Origin of the sequence: Campylobacter sp. RM10537 (assembly GCF_022369435.1) — a bacterium.
GTDB lineage: Bacteria > Campylobacterota > Campylobacteria > Campylobacterales > Campylobacteraceae > Campylobacter_D > Campylobacter_D molothri.
Genome location: NZ_CP059597.1, coordinates 1,209,724 through 1,225,049, shown reverse-complemented (window position 1 = coordinate 1,225,049; position 15,326 = coordinate 1,209,724). Strand labels below are relative to the sequence as shown.

Sequence of the window (15,326 nt, the reverse complement as noted above, 5' to 3'; positions counted from 1 at the left end):
GTGCCTTTTGGAGGCGACATCCGGATTCGAACCGGAGATCAAGGCTTTGCAGGCCCATGCCTTACCGCTTGGCTATGTCGCCCTGATAAATTTTAGAAAGTGGTGCCCGAGGCCGGACTTGAACCGGCACGGAAGAAAAATTCCGAGGGATTTTAAGTCCCTTGTGTCTACCAATTCCACCACCCGGGCGGGTGATATGGAGCGGGAAACGAGATTCGAACTCGCGACCCCAACCTTGGCAAGGTTGTGCTCTACCCCTGAGCTATTCCCGCAAAGTTTAAAGATGAAATTCTAGCAAAATAAACTTAAAATGAGTTTATTTTGCTATTTACATATAAATAATGCTTTAGCACTTAAGCTTTGTTCTGTATTTTTAACAACAGGTAAGGATAGTTGCATATCATTGGATTTTGTAGCAAAAAATCTTGGTGATATATTTGCATTTAAATTTGTATCTAGAGTTTTTAATATACAAGTTTTATTTAAATCTTTAGAGTAAATTTCTTCATAAGAATATGCTTTTTGTAAAAGTTGGTTATAGAGTTTTTCTTTATTTTCTTGTAAAAGTTTTTTTGAAAATCTAGGCTCTAAAGAGGGTATGGAAACTCCTATAAAAGAGCTTTTTTTAACTATAGTATTTAAATCATTTACAAAATGGTTAAAATTTTCAAGATCATTTTCTTTAATAATACATTCTAAATTCGCATTTAATTTTTGTCCTTTTATAGTTTGTATGCCATCTTTATAAGAAAAATTAGGCTCTAAAGAAAAACTTCCTCCGCTACAAAAATTATCTTTTTGAGTGCGTTGTATGATTTGATTAAAAGTTTCGGCAATTTGTTTTTTTTCATCATCGCTTAGAGTGATTTTAGTGTCAAGATTTTCATTAGCCCAAAAATTAATATTTGTATAAAATTCATCAGGTTTTAAGTGGGTGCCAATTTCAATATTTCTTGAAAAATTTAAAGCTTGATTTGGATATTTTTTTTCTAAAAATTCAACATTAAAAACTACTCCGGCAACAAAAAGCAAAAGACATAAAAATCCTATACCTAAGCCTTTGAAAAAAGCCAACATATTTACTCCTTTTTAAAGAATCATTTTTTATTATTTTATCAAAAAAATCTAAAATTTTTTGATATACTTTGATTTATGCAAAAACAAATCATTGAAAAACTCCAAAAGAAATTACTTCTTTGGTATGAGGAAAAAGGGCGCAAAGATTTACCTTGGAGAAATTTACAAAGCATTCATTGTGATGATAGATTAAGACAGATTGATAGGGCTTATGGGGTTTATATTAGTGAAATTATGCTTCAACAAACTCAAGTAAAATCTGTTTTAGAAAAATTTTATTTTCCATTTTTACAAAAATTTCCTACTTTACAAAGTTTGGCTAATGCTAATGAAGATGATCTTTTAAAGGCTTGGCAGGGACTTGGTTATTATAATCGTGCTAGAAATTTAAAAAAAGCAGCTTTAGAATGTATGGAAAAATTTAGCGGTATTTTACCAAAAGAACTTAAGAAATTAAAAAGTTTAAGTGGCATAGGAGCCTATACAGCAGGTGCAATTGCTTGTTTTGCTTATGATCAAAAAGTGGCTTTTGTTGATGGTAATATACGTCGTGTTCTTTCTCGTCTTTTTGCCTTAAAAAATGCAAGCATGAAAGAACTTGAGTTAAAAGCATATGAAATCTTAAATTTAAATGATACTTTTAATCATAACCAAGCTTTACTTGACATAGGTGCTTTAATTTGTTTGCCAAAAAATCCAAAATGTGGAGTTTGTCCTTTTTATGATTTTTGTAAAGCTAAATTTAATCCAAATTCTTATCCAGAAAATAAAAAAATTCTTTATGAAAAGTTAAATTTATTTCTTATTTTTATGGAGTATAAAGAACAAATTGCAATTAAAAAAAGTCAGGAAAAACTTTATAAAGGTATGTATAATTTTCCTTTATTTAAAGAAGATGAATTTAAAAAGCAAAAAAATATGATATTTTTAGGGGAGTTTAAACATAGCTATACTAAATATAAAATCAATATTCAAGTCTATCATCAAATTTTAAAAATCAAAACTAAAGATTATGAATTTAAAAATTTTAAAGAATTAAAACATATTCCGCTATCAATACTTTCTTTAAAAGCTTTAAATTTAATCAAGTTTTGATTTTTATATTGTAATAAAGTTTTTATTATTGTTATTTGAAAAAAGTAAATTCAATGTAAAAAATGATCTATGCTAAATTTATAAGTTGTGTTGCTATTAAGATTTTTGTTATTGTAAAAGAATTTAAAATCGTCAAAACTTTTTCAATCAAAGATAAGATTAAAAGTTTATAGGCTATACAAAGTCAAACTATACTTATTAAATTTTTAAGAATGAATTTTTGTTAAATTTTCTAACTTAAATATTTAATATTTATAAAAAAATGAAAATTAATGCTACTATTTTACTTGAAAATTAATAAAATAATTATTTTTGGAATAAAAATGAAATTTAAAAAAATTTATATAGAATTAAGTGATATTTGTGGTTTAAAATGTGATTTTTGTCCTTCAAAAAAAGCAATTCGAAAAATAATGTCTAAGGAAAATTTTATCACTTTGTCAAAGCAAATTTACAATCAATCCAAGCTTTTTACCTTGCATCTTTTAGGAGACCCTTTACTTTTATCAGATTTAAAAAGTTATTTAGAAATTGCTAAAGATTATAATATGAAACTTGAAATCACTACAAGTGGTTTTTATTTTGATGATAAAAATTGTGATTTATTACTAAATTATGAAAATATTCATCAAATTAATATTTCCTTGATGGCTTTTTTAAGTCAAAGTAAACTTCCTCTAAAGCAATATTTTAAACCTATTATAAATTTTTGCAAAGAACATATAAAATATAAAAAAACAAGTTTTATTAATTTTAGACTTTGGAATTTGGACGTTGATTTTAAAGCACCTAGGGAAAATTTTATTATTTATGAATTTTTGTCTAAAGAATTTCAAAAAGATATTGATCCTACTTTGACAAAAAATTATTTAGCAAGGCATATTATCCTTCATCAAAATAAACTTTTTAAATGGCCAAATCTTAGTGATAAATCCCTATATCTTCATGGAAAATGTCATGCTTTAAAAGATCAAATTGGAATTTTAAGTGATGGGACTTTAGTTCCTTGTTGCTTAGATGCCAAAGGAGATATTAATTTAGGAAATGTTTTTAAAGACGGTTTTGCAAACCTTTTAAATTCTGAACGTTTAATAAAAATGAAAAAAGCTTTTGAGGAAAACAAACGTATCGAAAAACTTTGTCAAAGTTGTGAATTTTTTAAGACGAGGTTGCAGAATTAGCTTTTTCTAATTCTGCTTTAAATTCTTCAATTCTATCTATAATTTTAGGACTTAGGCGTAACAGCAAATAAGTATTTTTATAGGTATAGATTTGATTTTTTTTAACTGCTTTAGTATTTTTTAATAAAGAGTTGTTATTTAGTAGATTTTTTTCAGTTGCATTGATTCCAAAAATAAGCAAATCAGGATTTTGCTTCAGTATGTATTCTTCTGATATTATCGGACGTGCTATATTGCTTTTTGGACTTAAATTTTTTATTCCAATAAGTTTTAAAATATCAGCAATTAAAGAATTATCGCTAAAAGCCATCAAAGGATTACTAGAATAAAGATAAATTGCACTTTTATTTAAAGGATTTTTTTCTAAATTTTTTAATTTATTTTCGAAATTTTTTAAAATTTTATCCCCTTCTTTTTCTTTTTGTGTTATTTTTGCAAGAATTTTTATATTATCTTTTATATCATTAAGATGTTGCGCCTTTAAAACCATAGTTTTGATACCAAAATTATCAAGCTTTTGTTTCAAGTTGAGAGAATAGGAGCTTAAAATTACCAAAGTTGGATTAAGAGAAATAATTTTTTCAACCGATGGATTTGTAAATGTTCCAACACTTGCGATTTTAGAAGTTTTTTCTTTTGGATAAATATCTGAATGTGTCAAAGAGGCAATGCCTATGATTTGATCATCTGCTTTTAACATAAAAAGTGTTTCAACACTTGCTGGATCAAGAGATATAATACGTTCTTTTGCTTGGAGTATTATTATAAATGTGAAACACAAGATTAGTATTTTTTTCATTTTATTTCCTTTAAAGCTAAAATATAAGGTTTTGAATTTTCATAAATGATTTTGCAATTTAAATTATAAATTTCTTTTAAAATTTCTTGTTTTAAAAGTTCTTTAGTGGTACCAAAATATCGCACTTTTCCTTTTTTTAAAAAAAGTAGTTTATTGCAAAAAAGTGATGCAAGATTTAAATCGTGCAGTATTGCTATAATAGTAATTTTTTGTTTTTGGATTAAAGTTTCACAAAAATTTAAAAGCTCTATAGCATGATTTAAATCAAGTGCTGATGTAGGTTCATCTAAGAATAGAATTTTTGGTTGCTTCAGTAAAGCTCTAGCTAATAATATTTTTTGAAATTCTCCACCACTTAAAGATAATACATCTCTTTGCAATAATTCATCTATTTTTATCATTTGGGCTAATTCTTGAATTTCTAATATATCTTTTTTGGAGTATGTATTAAAAGAATTTTTTAAATGAATATATTTACTCATTAAAAGTACATCTAAAACTTTTAATGGTGTTTTAAGTTCCGAATTTTGTGGAACAAATCCGCAAATTTTAGCAAATTCTTTAAGTTGAAAATCTTTAATATTTTTATTAAAAAGTATTATTTCACCAGTTTTTGGAGCTAAATTTTTAAGCATAAGTTTTAAAAGAGTGCTTTTGCCTGATCCATTAGGACCTAAAATTCCTACAAATGTTTGGTTTTCAATATTTATATTAATATTTTCTAGCAATATTTTTTCATTATAGGAAAAATTTAAATTTTTTATTTCAAGCATTATAATAACCTTTTAGCTTTCAAAGTTAAGTATAAAAATATTGGTGATCCAATAAAAGCGGTTAAAATTCCTATAGGAATTTGTATAGGTGCTATAATTGTTCTAGCTAGAGTATCGCAAATAAGCAAAAAAAGTCCCCCAAAAACTGTACAAAAAGGTATTATTAATATATTATTATAATTTTTAAATAGAATTCTTACTCCATGAGGAATAATAAGGCCTACAAAGCCAATTAATCCTGTAAAAGATATAGCAAAAGATACTGATAAAGAAGAAATTATAAGCAGGTTAATTTTAAGTTTTCTTGCATCTACTCCTAAATTTCTAGCTTCATCATCACCACTTAAGATAATATTAAGCTCATTTCTGTGTATATAAAAATATAATAAAGATAAAAATAGTGGAGGTATCAAAATGGCAACCTCATGCCAAGAGGCTGATCCAATATTTCCCATTAACCAAGCAACTATTTTAAAAGAATCTTCTCCTATAAGATAGGTAAAAAATGAAGTAAAAGCTCCTAAAAAAGACGATGTTGCTATTCCTATGATAAGTAAAGTGGCTATGGAAGATTTTGAGGAAATTTTAAAGATTATTAAGGTGAAAAAAGCAGAGCAAAAAAATCCTAAAATTCCATAAAAATAATCTGGTAATTTTAATAAATAAGCCAAGACTGCGCCAAAGGTTGCTGCTGAAGCTATGCCAATAATATAAGGATCGGCTATGGGATTTGAAAAGACATTTTGAGTTATAGCTCCACTACTTGCTAAAAGCATTCCGATTAAAATAGCCATTATAATTCTTGGTAAACGTCCATCGATTATAATTTGGCGTAAAATTTCATTTTCTGAAATAAGATGAGAAATAAGTTGCATAGGGCTTAAATTTTCATCTCCTAAACAAAGAGAGATAAAAATAACCCCTAAATAAGCAATAAAAATACTAATACTCCAAATGAAATTTTTAAAAAACATATTTTAACTCTAAATAATAATTTCTACCGCTTCCAGCTAAATATTCATCATTAAGACTATCTTGATAGGTGTAGTATTGTTTATTAAAAAGATTTCTAATTCCACTAGAAATTTGTAATTTTTTATAATAATAACTTAAGCCTATATCGGTTAGAGTATAATCTTTTATCCAAGTATTCTTGCTCATTTTTCCAGTTTTTTCATCTATCATTCCACCATCTTTAGCACGAGAATAATAAGTCAGATCTAAAAAAGTGCTAAAATTTGAATTGATAGCATATTCAATACCCACACTAGCTTTAATTTTTGAAACATAAGGAATTCTTTTTCCTTTATTGATTCCTTTTGAAATTTTAGCATCTATATAAGCTATACTTTGTCTTAAAATAAGTTCATCATCTAAAAAACTTTGATCTAAATTTAATTCTGTGCCAATGCGATGTGTTTGGTCGATATTGTAATATTTCCAAAAAGCACCCGCTTCAGAATGTGGATTTCCAAGATAAGAAATTTCATCTTTGCTCAAGGTATAAAATAAAGTTAAATTAAATCCATAAAAATCCCACCAAAGATCATTTATTCCTAGTTCAAAAGTATTAAAAATTTCAGAATCTAAATTTGAAGAATAATATTTTTGCGTTTTTTGATCTTTATTAACAAATTGTGCTGGTGATGGAGATATAAAACCTCTTTCATATTTAAGATATAAGCTTCCTGTATTTGAATATTTAAAATTTGGAGTGATTTCAAAGGCGAAATTATTACCTTGGTTATCGGTATTGAAGGTTTCGGTATTATTTTTAGGTCGATTAGAAATAAGCATTTTGCTTGTATAGTTTCTATTAGTTTTATAAAAACTACGTTCATATCTTAATCCGCTAGAAATGCTAAATATATCATTAAATTCATGTGAGTCAAGGGTAAATAAAGAATGGCTTTGTTTTTTCATATCCATAAGGGTTGTCATGGTGTGATTGATTGAAAAATTAGGCATATTTACATCATAATGGATAATGCTTTTTCTTTTGGCATCATGATTAGCAAATTCATAACCAAAGATAAAATAAGAATTGTCTTTATAGTTATATCTGCTTTTGAGATTTATTCCTGTGAGAGTATCTTCAAAACTACTTCCATTTTGATATACAGGCAAGGTTATACCCATAACAGTCATCGTGGAAATATCTTTGAGATAATTGATTTTTTGATTTTGCCAGAAAGTTCCTAGATCAATTTCTAAAGCATCATCAAGATAATAATGATAATCTAGAGTGATTTCAGGTCTATTAATAGAGGTGATATTTTCTCCATTGCCTTTTTGTTTAGGATTGTCTTGAATTTGTGTTTTTGTTAAATATCCACTTCCTGTATTTTTGCTTTTAAAATAATTATATCCTAAAATTAAATCACTTTGTTCATTAGGATTGATATAAGTTTTAGTGTTTATAAAATAGCCTTTTTCGTTATAGCCATCTTGATAGCCATCTTGATTAAAACCTTCTATATTAAAACTAAAAGCTAGATTTTCGTTGATTTTTTTAGCTCCATTAACTTCTAAATTGCCTCCTAATTTGTGTTGATTATATCCATTCCCTTTTATCGCCATAGAAAATAAATTTTCTTTTTGTTTTTTTGTAATGATATTAATTACACCTCCGCGAGTGCCATTTCCATAAAGCACGGAACCACCACCAGGGATAATTTCTATACGTTCGATATTATCAAGATTGATACTATTTAATGGAGTTATTCCGTGAGAATTATCAAGCATATTAATAGATTTTCCATCAATCATAACTTTAACAGCAACATTAGATTTGTCTCCTTGACCTCGCATATCGATATTTCTTCCTAATCCAAAATTAACAAAGTTAATTTCAGCGGTTCTTTCTAGAGCTTGTTCTATAGAGTTAAAGCCTTTTTTTTGCAAATCAGATCCATTAATAACGATGACATTTCTTAAACTATTATCAAATTCCTGATTATTTGCAGAAACAACGACTTCATTAAGCTTAACTTTAGTTTCTTCGTTATTTTCTTGCGCATTAATATCAATGAGTAAAAAATTAAATAAAGTAAAGAATTTTATCAACGTTATTTTTTTATACAAGATTGACTCCTTAAGATTATAATGATAATATATATCATAATATGAAGTAAGAAATTTATCGTTTATTATCTTAAAAATAAATAAAATTTTTGATTTTAAAAATATTGGATTAGTCTTTAAGATTTATTTAATTTGATAATTGATATCATTTTAAAATTAAAATTTTTCAATAAAAGGAATGAAAATGAATTTAGAAAGCATTATTTCTCATATGAATGAGCATCATCAATCAAATTTAATTGATCTTTGCAAAAAATTTGGAGGTGTAAAAGATATTAGAAATGTAAAATTAAATCATGTTGATTTTGAGGGTTTGGATATAATTTATAATGAACATGAAATTTTACGTATTGAATTTCCAAAAAAAGCAAATGAAGAGACTTTAAAAGATACAATTATCTCTCTTTGTATGAGTGCAAAAGCTGAGGAGAATTTTAATGGAGTAGCTAAAGAAATTGAAGAATTTAAATCAAGTTTTAATTCTGTATGTTTAGCCACTTTAAGTGAAAACAATGAAGTCGTTTGTTCTTATGCTCCTTTTGTGGCAACAAATGAGGGTAATTATATTTATATTAGTGAAGTTAGTGAACATTTTGATAATATCAAAAAGAATCCATACAATATAGAAATAATGTTTTTAGAGGATGAAAGCAAAGCTGCCTCTGTGATACTTCGCAAAAGATTACGCTATAGAGTTGATGCAAGTTTTATAGAAAGAGGGGAGCAATTTGATAAAATTTATGATGAATTTGAGAGACAAACAGGTGCTGAGGGCGGCATAAAAACTATAAGAAAAATGCTTGATTTTCATTTAGTTAAACTTGAATTTAAAAAAGGAAGATTTGTTAAAGGTTTTGGGCAAGCTTATGATATTAATCAAGGCGTGATAAGCTTTGCAGGAGCTAGTGGAAATCCACATAAATTTCCACATAAACATTAAAAAAAGAGCAAAATTATAAATTTTGCTCTTGCAAAGACTCAGCTTGATAATGGGCTATTAAAGGTTCAATAATTTCATCAAAAAGTCCATCTTGCATGATGGAGTCTAAACGATATAAAGTTAAATTTATACGATGATCGCTAATGCGATTTTGAGGAAAATTATAAGTACGTATACGTTCACTTCTATCTCCACTTCCTACTTGAGATTTTCTCGCTTCACTTTCTTGTGCTAAACGTTCACTTTCTTGCATTTCAAAAAGTCTAGCTTTTAAAACTTTCATAGCACTTTCTTTATTTTTATGCTGACTTTTTCCATCTTGATTAACAACAACAATACCAGTAGGAATATGTGTGATGCGAACAGCTGAATCAGTAGTATTAACGCTTTGTCCACCATGACCTGAAGAACGCATCACATCGATTTTAAGATCATTAGGATTAATTTGTATTTCAATATCATCAACTTCTGGCATAACAGCTACAGTGATGGCAGAAGTATGCACTCTTCCTTGAGATTCTGTTTGAGGGACTCTTTGAACTCTATGAGTTCCTCCTTCATATTTGAGCCTAGAATAAGCCCCTATGCCTTTAACCAGCATTATAATTTCTTTAAATCCTCCAACGCTTCCTTCGCTTGAACTGACTATTTCTAATTTATAATTGCGATTTTCTGCGTATCTTGAATATGCTTTTACAAGATCTCCTACAAATAAAGAGGCTTCATCCCCGCCAGTACCGGCACGAATTTCTAAAAAAATATTTCTTTCATCGTTAGGATCTTTAGGTAAGAGTAAAATTTTAAGCTCTTCTTCAAGTTTTGGTTTAGAATCTTCTAGAATTTTTAATTCTTCTTTGGCAAGTTCCCCAAGTTCACAATCGTTAAGTAAGGCTTTATTCTCCTCTATGCTTTCTAAAGTTTTTAAATATTCTTTAGCCTTTAAAACAATAGGTTCTAAATTTTTTTGTTCTTTAGAGAGAGAAGTCATCTTTTCGATATCATTAACGATATCAGAGCTACTAAGAAGAGAATTTAACTCTTCATAGCGTTTTAAAAAAGGGTCTAGTTTATCAGCTAACATTAAAAAATAAAATTATGCAATTTTATTAACTAAAAGAGCTAAGCGACTTACACGGCGTGAAGCAGTTTGTTTTTTAAGAAAACCACGACTAACCATAGCATGAATACTTTTATTAGCTATTTTAAAAGCTTCATTTGCAGCATTTTTATCGTTTTTAGCAGCTGCTTCTCTTACAGCTTTTGTAATGTTTTTAAGTCTTGTTCTATAAAATCTATTTCTTTCTGTTTTTTTAATAGTCTGTCTTGCTCTTTTCTCAGCAGATTTATGGTTTGCCATTAAATATTCCTTTTTTGAAATTTTAAGGGTTAATTATATAAGAATAAAATTTAAAATTTCATTAATTTAAGAAAAATTTCAAAATAAATCTATTAATTTTTTATCCCAAAATAAAAGATTAAATTTAATTAAAATCCCATAGATTACAGCACTTAAAAGCCCAGCAAATAAGCCTGCTATCATATCATCTAACATCACTCCTAAGCCGCCTTTAACTTTTTTATCAATTTTTCCTATAATAGAAGGTTTGGCGATATCAAACAAACGAAAAAATATAAAAGCCATGATAAAATTTAATAAAGAATTTGATGTATTAGCTGCTATGGCACAAGCTAAAAAAACTCCTGCTACTTCATCAATAACAATGTGTTTATCATCATGAATTCCAGTGGTTTTTTCATAATCATCAATAATGCGTATACTGATCAAAAAAATCAAAAGGCTAAGTAGTATTAATGTGGAACTTCCTAAATATTTTAAAATAAAAAAAGCAGGGATTAAAGCAGCAATAGTTCCAAAAGTCCCAGATGCTTTTGGAGTGCAACCTGAATAAAAAAAAGTTAAGAAAATTTTTTGCATTATTACCTTTCAAACAATATAAGACATTTGATATGCTTCTAAAAGTTTTTTATAAAATTCTTCATCTTCTTTATCCTCTAAAATGCCATCTGTGGCAAAAAGATCGTTATATATTTTTTGAAAATTTTTAAAACGCTTTGGAAAAATTGAAGATAAAATCATACTTGAAATTTCTTTTCGCATAAAAAGCGCAGGTGGAATAATACCTAATCTTAATAAATTTTTCAAAGATTGAGAATTATAATGTAAATGATGATGAAATCCATGAGGACAAGATCTAGTGCTTACGATCATATGGCAAATATTGCAAAAGACAAATTCAGGTAAAATAATCACTTCTATATCATAATCTTTGGAAAATTCATCCAAAATCGACTTGGGTTGATTTTCATCATAAAACATTCCAAGGCCTGTATGATTTTGCCCTACTACAAGTTTGGTGCAGCCTAAATTTTTGGCTACTATGCTTTCAAGTGCAGGATTTAAATGAGAATGAAAAAGATCAATATTTTTTAAAGGAAAGATGAAAATTTTATCAGGTGGTAAATAGTTTTGTATGAGTTTTTGTAAATATTTTTCTTTTAAATCAAATTCAAAGCCATTTTCATCAAAAGATTCCACTAAAAATATCACAACTAAATCTGCTTTATCTATAGTCCAGCGTAACATTCTTTCATGTGCTCTATGTAAAGGATCAAGATTTGCAACTAAGGCCGTTATTTTTTGAGCATTGAGTTTTTCTTTTACAAGTTGAAATTGTTGTTTGATAGTTTTTATAGCAGAATCATAAATTTTTATTTTTCCACTGATGCAAATTTTTCCATTATTTTCTAAAGAGCAAGTTCTAGAGCTAAAAATACTTGAAAAATTTTTATCATTTTTGAATTTATTTTTAAATTCTATATGTCCTACTATTTTTTCATTACAAATGAGTTCAATTTTATCTTTTTCTTTGATATTTGCTAAGATTTTTTCTGCATTTTTAGGGGCAAAGATGAAAGGGTAAGGAAAATTTTCTTCTTTTAATTTTCCAGTTTTTAAAATTTCTTTACTTTCATTTTCATCCATTAAATGATCGCAATTTCCTAATAAACCTTCTTCTATAAGAGATAAAATACCTAATTCATTTTCGTCAATTGTGATTGTTTTATTTTTTTTTGAGGTCATATTTTTTCCTTTTTTGCCATAAGGATTTTCGAGAGATCCCTATTTTTTTAGAAAGATCTGTATCAGAGAGCACATTTTGATAGTTTAAGACAATGTATCTTATATATTCATCAATAGTTAAAATTTCATCGCTAATGATACCTTTTTGATCATCATTTAGATCTATTTGATTGAATTTTGTATTTTCTATTTGAGAATTAGTATGTAAAATCACAGGTTTATTTTTAACAAAATTAAGTAAAATTTCTTTTTCTGATGTTTTTAAAATTTGAAGATTGTTTAAAAATAAAAGAGTATTTTCAAAATGAAAATTCATCACTTTTTCGATAGCATTAGTAGCTGCTAAGTCAATATAAGCAAATGTCATATTGTGTTCATAAAGATATTTAAAAACAAAAGCATCGGCTGAATTTTGAAGATTGGATTTTAAGATAAGTGGGAGTTTTATTTTTTTATAGTTATATTCTGGAATTTTTATCATCTTTATACGAGATTTTATGTAGCTCTCATAGGTTTTATTTGCTGCTAAAAGTTTTCTAAAATCTTGATGATGTTTTATTTTTCTTATTAATTCTTCTATCATAAAAGGTTTTTGTATATAATCACTTGCGCCCATTTTTAGAGGTGTTGAAACCACATCAGTGCTTATATAAGAAATCAACAAAATAATAATATTATTTTTAAAATGCTCTACAGCTTTTAAAAAATTACTAGTGTTAGCTGAAAGCAATATAATATCATAGCGTTTTTCTTCATTGTACTCATCAAAAGAATTGATAATAGTGCAATCATAACCTATATTATTAAGCTTTATACCGATACTTTGTGCTAAGTAAATTTCATTTTCTATGATTAAAACTTTCATAATTTTGTCCAATCAAAATATTTTAAATTCGCATTGCTTAAAACCGCTATACCTTCTTTGCGACCAATAAATCCTAATTGCTCTGTAGTGGTAGCTTTTACATTAATTTTATGTTCGCTAATATTAAGAGTTGAGGCTATATTGGCTCTAATTTCTTCTTTAAATTTATGTAATTTTGGAGCTTGTGCAATGACGCAAATATCAGCATTAATAAGTTCTAAGCCGATTTCTTTGACTTTTTGATAAGCTTTTTTTAAAAGTTCCATAGAATTGGCGTTTTTAAATTTTATATCAGTATCTGGATAAAGTTCCCCTATATCGCCTAAACCAGCCGCGCCTAAAATTGCATCAGTTAAAGAATGTGCTAAAACATCGCCGTCTGAATGTGCTTTTAAGCCCATGCTAGGATGAATTTCAATACCGCCTAAGATTAAAGGTCTTGTTTGACCAAATTCATGCACATCAAAACCATTTCCACAAAAGATTTCATGACTAGGTCTAGGGAGATTTAATTTAATCAAATCTTCTTTAAAGGTTAATTTTCTAGCATTTTCTTCACCTTCTATAAACCAAATTTTACCTCCTAAAGCCGCAATAGCAGTGCTATCATCTGTAAAATCAGAATTTTGCTCTAAAGCTTTTTTGAGTAAATTTGTACGTGAAATTTGTGGTGTTTGAATCAATTTTATTTTTTCTCTTTGTATGGCTTGTTCATCAAAAAGAGTAGTATCGCAAACTTTTAAAGCAGGGGTAATGCAATCTGCTTTATCAATATTTTCAAGCAAACGATCAAATAAATTTTTGCTGATAAAAACTCGTGCAACATCACTAACCATAACAAATTCTGTTTCGATTAATTCTAAAGCTTTTTTTAAAGATTGTGCTCTTGTTTCACCACCTTCTATAATTTCATAATTTTTTGTAAATTTTTTCATATAAGAAACATTACCAGAGGTAACAACTATCTTTTTAAATGGATAAAAAGAGCTTAAATTTTTTGTTGCGTAAAGCCACAAAGGATCTTCTCCTATGCGTAAAAATTGTTTTTTAACTTCCATATTTAAACGTGTAGAATTTCCAGCTGCTAGCATAATTAGACTTAATTCTCGCACTTTTTATCCTTAAAATTTATAATTTTATCTTACATATATAATGTTACCATATTATACACTTACAAAAAGCTAAATTTTAGATTTTTATTAGTAAAATTAATTTTTTAATTTTTTAAGGAAAGATTAGAATTATGAAAGAGCAAATTTTAGAAAAACTTAAAAGTGTTAAATATCCTGGCTTTGAAAAAGATATAGTTAGCTTTAATTTTGTTAAAGACGTAAAAGTAGAAAATAATGAAGCTTTAATTAATATAGAAATTGCTTCATCAAATCCTGAAGTTTCTAATGAAATTCGCAAAAATATTAATGAAGTTCTATCAGCTTTAAATTTAAAAAATATAGAAATTAATATTATTACACCAAAAATTCCTGAAGAAAAAAGCAATTCAAGAAGTGGTAAAAATATCGTTCCTCAGGTAAAAAATTTCATCATGATTTCAAGTGGTAAAGGTGGTGTGGGCAAATCAACTACAACTGTAAATTTAGCTATTTCTATGGCAAAAATGGGTAAAAAAGTAGGAATTTTAGATGCGGATATTTATGGACCAAATATCCCAAGAATGCTTGGAGAAACCAAAACTCAACCTGAAGTAGTTGGACAAAGACTAAAACCTATTTTAACTCATGGAATTTATATGATGAGTATGGGAGTTTTGATCGAAGAAGGTCAAGGGCTTATGTGGCGCGGTGCGATGATTATGAAAGCTATGGAACAATTGCTTGCTGATGTGATTTGGCCTGAACTTGATGTTTTATTTTTAGATATGCCTCCAGGAACTGGCGATGCGCAAATCACTTCTGCACAAAGTATTCCAATCACTGCAGGTGTTTGTGTAAGTACTCCACAAACTGTTTCTTTAGATGATAGTAAAAGAGCGCTTGATATGTTTAACAAACTTCATATTCCAATAGCAGGTATTGTAGAAAACATGAGCGGATTTTTATGTCCTGATAATGGTAAAGAATATGATATTTTCGGCAAAGGAACCACTGAAGAAATGGCGAAAGCTTACAAAAGCGAAGTTCTAGCACAAATTCCTATTGAAATGATCGTTAGAGAAGGTGGAGATGATGGAAAACCAGTGAGTTTTTACCATCCTGAAAGTGTAAGTTCAAAACGCTATTTAATGGCTGCTGAAAAAATTTGGAATTTTATAGAAAAGATTAATAATGAAGGCGGTGCGGATAATTCCGCAATACAACCTATTATGAATGGAAAAAGTGCTTGCTCTCATTAATTATTTAGGGTTTATCCCTAAATATTATTTTTACTTCTTATTTTTTTAATCGCTTTTAA

15 protein-coding genes and 3 tRNA genes are annotated in these 15,326 nt (G+C 27.7%); 4 read left to right on the top strand and 14 right to left on the bottom strand.

The annotated features are described in order from the left end of the window. Positions 1-8: 8 nt before the first annotated feature. The 4 genes from CMOL_RS06230 to CMOL_RS06215 all read right to left on the bottom strand — a co-directional run bounded on the left by CMOL_RS06230 (position 9) and on the right by CMOL_RS06215 (position 1,077). Positions 9-82 (bottom strand) — tRNA-Cys (locus CMOL_RS06230). An 18-nt stretch (positions 83-100) separates the two neighbouring features. Further along, positions 101-189: transfer RNA gene (locus CMOL_RS06225), tRNA-Leu, on the bottom strand. Positions 190-197: 8 nt separating this feature from the next. Next, positions 198-272: transfer RNA gene (locus CMOL_RS06220), tRNA-Gly, on the bottom strand. 52 nt (positions 273-324) lie between these two features. Further along, entirely contained in the window at positions 325-1,077 is a 753-nt protein-coding gene (locus CMOL_RS06215) for a hypothetical protein (protein WP_200281150.1), read from the bottom strand. 75 nt (positions 1,078-1,152) lie between these two features. Here CMOL_RS06215 and mutY point away from each other — a divergent pair, with 75 nt between their 5' ends. Together mutY and CMOL_RS06205 are read left to right on the top strand one after the other, a co-directional pair. After that, positions 1,153-2,172: an A/G-specific adenine glycosylase gene (gene mutY, locus CMOL_RS06210; protein ID WP_239820137.1), complete on the top strand. Its 1,020-nt coding sequence runs from the start codon at positions 1,153-1,155 to the stop codon at positions 2,170-2,172. A 323-nt stretch (positions 2,173-2,495) separates the two neighbouring features. Continuing rightward, positions 2,496-3,353: an SPASM domain-containing protein gene (locus tag CMOL_RS06205; protein ID WP_239820136.1), complete on the top strand. Its 858-nt coding sequence runs from the start codon at positions 2,496-2,498 to the stop codon at positions 3,351-3,353. On the opposite strand, the gene CMOL_RS06200 is transcribed toward CMOL_RS06205, so the two are convergent. The 4 genes from CMOL_RS06200 to CMOL_RS06185 are packed head-to-tail and all read right to left on the bottom strand — an operon-like array spanning position 3,331 to position 8,009. Continuing rightward, on the bottom strand, positions 3,331-4,152 hold the full coding sequence (locus tag CMOL_RS06200) for an ABC transporter substrate-binding protein (RefSeq protein ID WP_239820135.1): 822 nt from the start codon (positions 4,150-4,152) through the stop codon (positions 3,331-3,333). The two genes, CMOL_RS06205 and CMOL_RS06200, sit on opposite strands and share 23 nt — an antisense overlap. Then, the gene (locus CMOL_RS06195) at positions 4,149-4,925 is read right to left on the bottom strand and encodes an ABC transporter ATP-binding protein (RefSeq protein ID WP_239820134.1); all 777 of its coding nucleotides are present in this window, start codon (positions 4,923-4,925) and stop codon (positions 4,149-4,151) included. Before CMOL_RS06195 ends, CMOL_RS06200 begins: the two co-directional genes overlap by 4 nt. Further along, positions 4,925-5,899, bottom strand: coding sequence for a FecCD family ABC transporter permease (locus CMOL_RS06190; RefSeq protein ID WP_275583328.1), 975 nt, complete (start codon positions 5,897-5,899; stop codon positions 4,925-4,927). The genes CMOL_RS06195 and CMOL_RS06190 overlap by 1 nt, the downstream gene beginning before the upstream one ends. Beyond that, entirely contained in the window at positions 5,889-8,009 is a 2,121-nt protein-coding gene (locus tag CMOL_RS06185) for a TonB-dependent receptor (RefSeq protein WP_239820133.1), read from the bottom strand. The genes CMOL_RS06190 and CMOL_RS06185 overlap by 11 nt, the downstream gene beginning before the upstream one ends. Positions 8,010-8,193: 184 nt before the next feature. On the opposite strand from CMOL_RS06185, the gene CMOL_RS06180 reads away from it, so the two are divergent. Continuing rightward, positions 8,194-8,949, top strand: coding sequence for a HugZ family heme oxygenase (locus CMOL_RS06180; protein ID WP_239820132.1), 756 nt, complete (start codon positions 8,194-8,196; stop codon positions 8,947-8,949). Between the two features lie 13 nt (positions 8,950-8,962). On the opposite strand, the gene prfA is transcribed toward CMOL_RS06180, so the two are convergent. The 6 genes from prfA to CMOL_RS06150 form a co-directional block, all read right to left on the bottom strand. Further along, positions 8,963-10,030, bottom strand: a complete 1,068-nt coding sequence (gene prfA / locus CMOL_RS06175) for a peptide chain release factor 1 (protein WP_239820131.1) — start codon at positions 10,028-10,030, stop codon at positions 8,963-8,965. Between the two features lie 12 nt (positions 10,031-10,042). Continuing rightward, positions 10,043-10,306, bottom strand: coding sequence for a 30S ribosomal protein S20 (rpsT, locus tag CMOL_RS06170; RefSeq protein ID WP_137621647.1), 264 nt, complete (start codon positions 10,304-10,306; stop codon positions 10,043-10,045). A gap of 78 nt (positions 10,307-10,384) precedes the next feature. After that, positions 10,385-10,885, bottom strand: a complete 501-nt coding sequence (locus CMOL_RS06165; RefSeq protein WP_239820130.1) for a phosphatidylglycerophosphatase A family protein — start codon at positions 10,883-10,885, stop codon at positions 10,385-10,387. A gap of 9 nt (positions 10,886-10,894) precedes the next feature. Continuing rightward, positions 10,895-12,052 (bottom strand): sulfate adenylyltransferase, encoded by a 1,158-nt coding sequence (locus CMOL_RS06160; protein WP_200281195.1) that lies wholly within the window; start codon positions 12,050-12,052, stop codon positions 10,895-10,897. Then, a complete protein-coding gene (locus CMOL_RS06155; RefSeq protein WP_239820129.1) occupies positions 12,033-12,917 on the bottom strand; it encodes a DNA-binding transcriptional response regulator in 885 nt (294 codons plus the stop codon). Before CMOL_RS06155 ends, CMOL_RS06160 begins: the two co-directional genes overlap by 20 nt. Further along, the gene (locus tag CMOL_RS06150; RefSeq protein WP_200281200.1) at positions 12,914-14,029 is read right to left on the bottom strand and encodes a bifunctional 2-C-methyl-D-erythritol 4-phosphate cytidylyltransferase/2-C-methyl-D-erythritol 2,4-cyclodiphosphate synthase; all 1,116 of its coding nucleotides are present in this window, start codon (positions 14,027-14,029) and stop codon (positions 12,914-12,916) included. Before CMOL_RS06150 ends, CMOL_RS06155 begins: the two co-directional genes overlap by 4 nt. Positions 14,030-14,160: 131 nt before the next feature. Here CMOL_RS06150 and CMOL_RS06145 point away from each other — a divergent pair, with 131 nt between their 5' ends. Beyond that, positions 14,161-15,267: an Mrp/NBP35 family ATP-binding protein gene (locus CMOL_RS06145; protein ID WP_239820128.1), complete on the top strand. Its 1,107-nt coding sequence runs from the start codon at positions 14,161-14,163 to the stop codon at positions 15,265-15,267. Positions 15,268-15,326 lie beyond the last annotated feature (59 nt).